We start from the raw sequence: 3817 nt of genomic DNA, 5'->3' as shown, positions 1-3817 counted from the left end.
TGCCATAACCTATCCTCCGTAATTGTAGTGAAATAGTTTAAATATCTTTCGCCTACAATTATAGAGGAAATCAGAGTATTAGAAAATCCGCAGGAATATTTGGCGCTTACGATTTTTCCTCTCCCCCATCGATCAGGTCTTCCACTTCTGAGGTGTAGATATAGCGGCAGTCCTTGTCTTTCGCCAAAAGGATTACCGGTATCTGATTGTGTTTATATGCATATTGAAGTAACTCATCCGCTGAGTATTTCTTTTTCGTATCCCCCATAAACTCCCCTCCACTAGAGCAAATTTAAATAAAGCTCTGGAAAAAGATTTTGCTTACGATAATTTTTGTTTTATTTTCCTATATCATAGCAGACTTTTGTGGAATTTTGCGGATTGCAGGCTGAATGGACTTATTAACACGCTGAATAGTTGGTATAGGGTTTTGCCAGGTAAAAGAAAAGCCTTTGCAGTACAATACCAATACTATACTTCTTTTGCATCTTTTGCATTCCATTTTTCAATTTTCTTTTTTGAAAAAAAGATGATATACTGAGACAAGGTAATTCGAAAGGCGGTGAATTTCTGTTATCCCTCCACCATCCTTATGGAAAAACAAGTGCCACAGAAGCCTATCCGCCCAATGTCCAGCTATGCCAGGAAACCTTACTGCCTCTTGGAATCGATTTTCGCGCAGGTGATGGAAAGGATGCACTGCCGTTCGGTGATTCCGAATTTGACATTGTGATCAACCGCCACGGCGATTTTAATGTGGAAGAAATACACCGCGTTCTGAAATGCGGAGGGCTTTTTATCACCGAACAGGTTGGCGCGGAAAATGACCGTGAACTGGTAGAGCTTCTCTTAGGAAAAACCAGGCTTCCATTTCCAGAACAGTATCTGGATATTGTTCAAACTAAATTTCATGATGCAGGTTTTGACATTCTGGATGCCCAGGAATGCTTCCGTCCAATCAAGTTTTTTGATATCGGTGCACTCGTCTGGTTCGCACACATTATAGAGTGGGAATTTCCTGACTTCTCTGTAGATCATTGTAAAAACAGCCTGCTGCATGCCCAACAGATTTTAGAGCAAAACGGCTGCGTTGAAGGACGGATCCATCGTTTTTTGTTGGTGGCGCGCAAAGCTAAATAGAGAGTAAAACTTTAGGGTGAAGATGCTTTTATACGTCTTCACCCTTGTGTTTTCTCTTCCTCCCGGAAGATTTTCATCTCCCCGAAATTTCCTCATGTGCTTTCTCAACTCCGGCAGCAATAGCATCTGCGTCCATTTCCCATAAAGCTTCCAGTAATTTGCGGGAAGATTCCACCGACGCCGCCACGCCGTACCAGTTCATTGTACTAATTGCATTAATATATTAATATATTCCTGAGAAACTTCTTTATTGGGAATACTCACAGTTTCGTCTATACTGTTATACGTCAGATAGCCAAGGTGCACCAGTAAAGTCAACACATCATCTTTCGCTGCAAATGTAGTCATATCGTTGCTGAATGTTCCAATATTAATCGATACAGCATCTCCTGCAAGCATTCGAACTACAGAATCTTTCAACCCATCCATATCCATCTGAATATAAATTTTCAAAGCCTCGTAAGTTTCTGTCTGGTTCCAGTAGGTTCCAAATTTGTGACGTAACATAGCTTCCACGACGGACTTTGGGCTGTACATGGAATAAATATCATTTCCCATCTGCCGATGCGCGATCAACTGATAACCATCGTACCATATTTTTGCTTCTTCGAAACTCATATCATATTTTTCACAAAGACCGGATACCTCCTTCTCTGTGAATCCAAAATATTCCGCCAGATCACCCGGATCTGTCATGGAATACTCTGTAAACATATTTAATGCAGAATGAGATCCATATTTCTTGATTGGAAGAATTCCCGTCATATAAGCCAACGCAACATAATCTTTATCTTTCAGCCATGCACGAAGGAAATCCAAATATTTTTTCTGTGCTTCTTTATCCTGTTTATATTCCCGAAACAGACAGTCCCACTCATCAATCAAAATGATAAAGGAGTGATTTGTCTTACTGTAAATGTCCTTCATCACCTGAATCAGATTGTGTTCATCGCGAAAACGAACCGTTTCAAAATGATCCATCAAGTCAAAAATCAAATATTTCTGCAACATGACCAGCATTTCATCCATACTGTGTGTCATACTTAGAAATTCCTGCATATTTACTTTTATGACATCATATTGATTACGATGTTTTTCATAGGATTCTGCTTTGCTGATTTTGAGCGATTCAAATAATTCAGCCGAATCCGATTCACGATCATAATAAGCGGCCAACATATCTGCTGCCATTGATTTTCCAAAACGTCGCGGACGGCTGACACACATAAATTTCTGACGGGTATTAAGAGCTGCATTTGTTTTTTCAATCAAACCGGTTTTATCCACATAAATTTTCGAATTCAGGCTTTCCTGAAACCCTTTGTTTCCCGGATTCAGATAACTTCCCATACAAAAACCTCCCGTCAAATTTTTATATAATTTATTATACTCGATTCCCACAGCTATCACAAGGACATGTTTAAATCTACACCCAGGATTGAATATGGCTGTTCAAACTGGAAATTATTTCTTTCTACATAGCGTGTTTCCTAAAATGATGATTACCACCACATCAACCAAAATAATCCCCAATGCAATATATACAAAAAAAGCAGGCAAAAAATTTTCAAACAAACCCATAATTAATATAAGAACTGCTATAATAAACATTCCAATTCCCATTGTTCTGCATAGCTTCTTTTCATCATATTTTTCCTTTTCTTCTTTTGAAGCTGTATTATATCCAGAAATAACCCAACTCCCGTGTCCAGAAAGTAAAACTATAGAAAGTACCGCAAATATCACACAAACAATCCATACTACCCAGTCAGGACCGGATGCTAAATCTGCTAATTTCATCTATATGCACCTCCTTAACTTCCAATTGTTCTATAATTTTTCAAGCTCTCTTGTACATCATTTCATTGATGTTTTTAATATGCCCAACCCATTCCTCCAAAGAATCCATCTGAAGGTTTTGAAGGGCTTTTTTATAGCAGTAAAAATATTTCGGATAGGTTTCTTCCATCCACTTTAAGGTCTTTTTCGGTCCAAAATAGGGATGCTGCACAATATCACAAAAGATCTCCAAACTGTCAATCAGCACCCAATGCCAACGAAACATCCCTTCACAATCGCCTCGTTTTGCGCGCTCAAACATTTTTACACACCAGTCAACGCCCACCTGAATCTCTTCGCTGGATTTTACCGAACGTTCTCGTAAATAGGCCTGAACCTTCGCTTGCAGCCTTTTTCCAATCCCGTTGCTGTCCGCAATGATGCGTCCATCATGGATCTGCACAAACTCCTCGCACTCATACTCTCCGTCAAAATACGCCAACGGTATACAAATATATCTAATGGAACTCCATCCACAATGGAGGTATCGTGAAACTGTTCATGGTCAGCCACAATGACTAGCGCATCAAAATCACTGTTCAAATTGTTGGTTCCATCCGCGTAGGAACCATAAAGAATAATAGATAGCGGATTATATTTTTCATGAATATATTCGATCACTTGTTCCATTCCAATCACCTCATCAACTTAGAATTGACCGAGCTGAAAGCGAGGGATACTTCTTGTCCGAAGGGCAAGAAGTATCCCTCGCTTTCAGCTCGGTCAATTCAGATTGTAGACAAAGCCCTGCTTTTGCAGGGTTTTGCTATTGTTGGAACCGCTTTTCTGATATAATAAATATCAGAAGGGCGGTGTTTTTTATGATGACGAAAAATGC

At 39.5% G+C, this 3817-nt stretch carries 6 protein-coding genes; 1 reads left to right on the top strand and 5 read right to left on the bottom strand.

Features of this window, described 5'->3' with window-relative positions; genetic code table 11:
* Nucleotides 1-106 precede the first annotated feature (106 nt).
* Complete coding sequence (locus ACTQ50_RS19185; protein WP_441485496.1) at nucleotides 107-268, bottom strand: hypothetical protein; 162 nt, start codon at nucleotides 266-268, stop codon at nucleotides 107-109.
* Between the two features lie 266 nt (nucleotides 269-534).
* Between ACTQ50_RS19185 and ACTQ50_RS19180 the strand changes: the two genes are divergently transcribed.
* The gene (locus ACTQ50_RS19180) at nucleotides 535-1140 is read left to right on the top strand and encodes a class I SAM-dependent methyltransferase (RefSeq protein ID WP_441485497.1); all 606 of its coding nucleotides are present in this window, start codon (nucleotides 535-537) and stop codon (nucleotides 1138-1140) included.
* 198 nt (nucleotides 1141-1338) lie between these two features.
* On the opposite strand, the gene ACTQ50_RS19175 is transcribed toward ACTQ50_RS19180, so the two are convergent.
* From ACTQ50_RS19175 to ACTQ50_RS19160, 4 genes are all read right to left on the bottom strand, one after another.
* On the bottom strand, nucleotides 1339-2490 hold the full coding sequence (locus ACTQ50_RS19175; protein ID WP_441485495.1) for an AAA family ATPase: 1152 nt from the start codon (nucleotides 2488-2490) through the stop codon (nucleotides 1339-1341).
* A 114-nt stretch (nucleotides 2491-2604) separates the two neighbouring features.
* On the bottom strand, nucleotides 2605-2940 hold the full coding sequence (locus ACTQ50_RS19170; protein ID WP_441485494.1) for a DUF3784 domain-containing protein: 336 nt from the start codon (nucleotides 2938-2940) through the stop codon (nucleotides 2605-2607).
* Between the two features lie 40 nt (nucleotides 2941-2980).
* Nucleotides 2981-3382, bottom strand: a complete 402-nt coding sequence (locus tag ACTQ50_RS19165) for a hypothetical protein (protein WP_441485493.1) — start codon at nucleotides 3380-3382, stop codon at nucleotides 2981-2983.
* The gene (locus ACTQ50_RS19160) at nucleotides 3286-3609 is read right to left on the bottom strand and encodes a nucleotidyltransferase domain-containing protein (RefSeq protein WP_441485492.1); all 324 of its coding nucleotides are present in this window, start codon (nucleotides 3607-3609) and stop codon (nucleotides 3286-3288) included. Before ACTQ50_RS19160 ends, ACTQ50_RS19165 begins: the two co-directional genes overlap by 97 nt.
* Nucleotides 3610-3817: the final 208 nt, after the last annotated feature.

It is taken from the genome of Blautia sp. Sow4_E7 (assembly GCF_052116245.1).
In the GTDB taxonomy this organism is placed as follows: Bacteria; Bacillota; Clostridia; order Lachnospirales; family Lachnospiraceae; genus Blautia_A.
Note: the sequence above shows the minus strand (reverse complement) of the source record. Positions and strands in the feature narration are given on the sequence as shown.

What these genes read in the sequence shown, in the direction of transcription:
- ACTQ50_RS19185 (WP_441485496.1), bottom strand. Translation starts at nt 268, where the DNA reads ATGGGGGATACGAAAAAGAAATACTCAGCGGATGAGTTACTTCAATAT.
- ACTQ50_RS19175 (WP_441485495.1), bottom strand. Translation starts at nt 2,490, where the DNA reads ATGGGAAGTTATCTGAATCCGGGAAACAAAGGGTTTCAGGAAAGCCTG.
- ACTQ50_RS19170 (WP_441485494.1), bottom strand. Translation starts at nt 2,940, where the DNA reads ATGAAATTAGCAGATTTAGCATCCGGTCCTGACTGGGTAGTATGGATT.
- ACTQ50_RS19160 (WP_441485492.1), bottom strand. Translation starts at nt 3,609, where the DNA reads ATGGAACAAGTGATCGAATATATTCATGAAAAATATAATCCGCTATCT.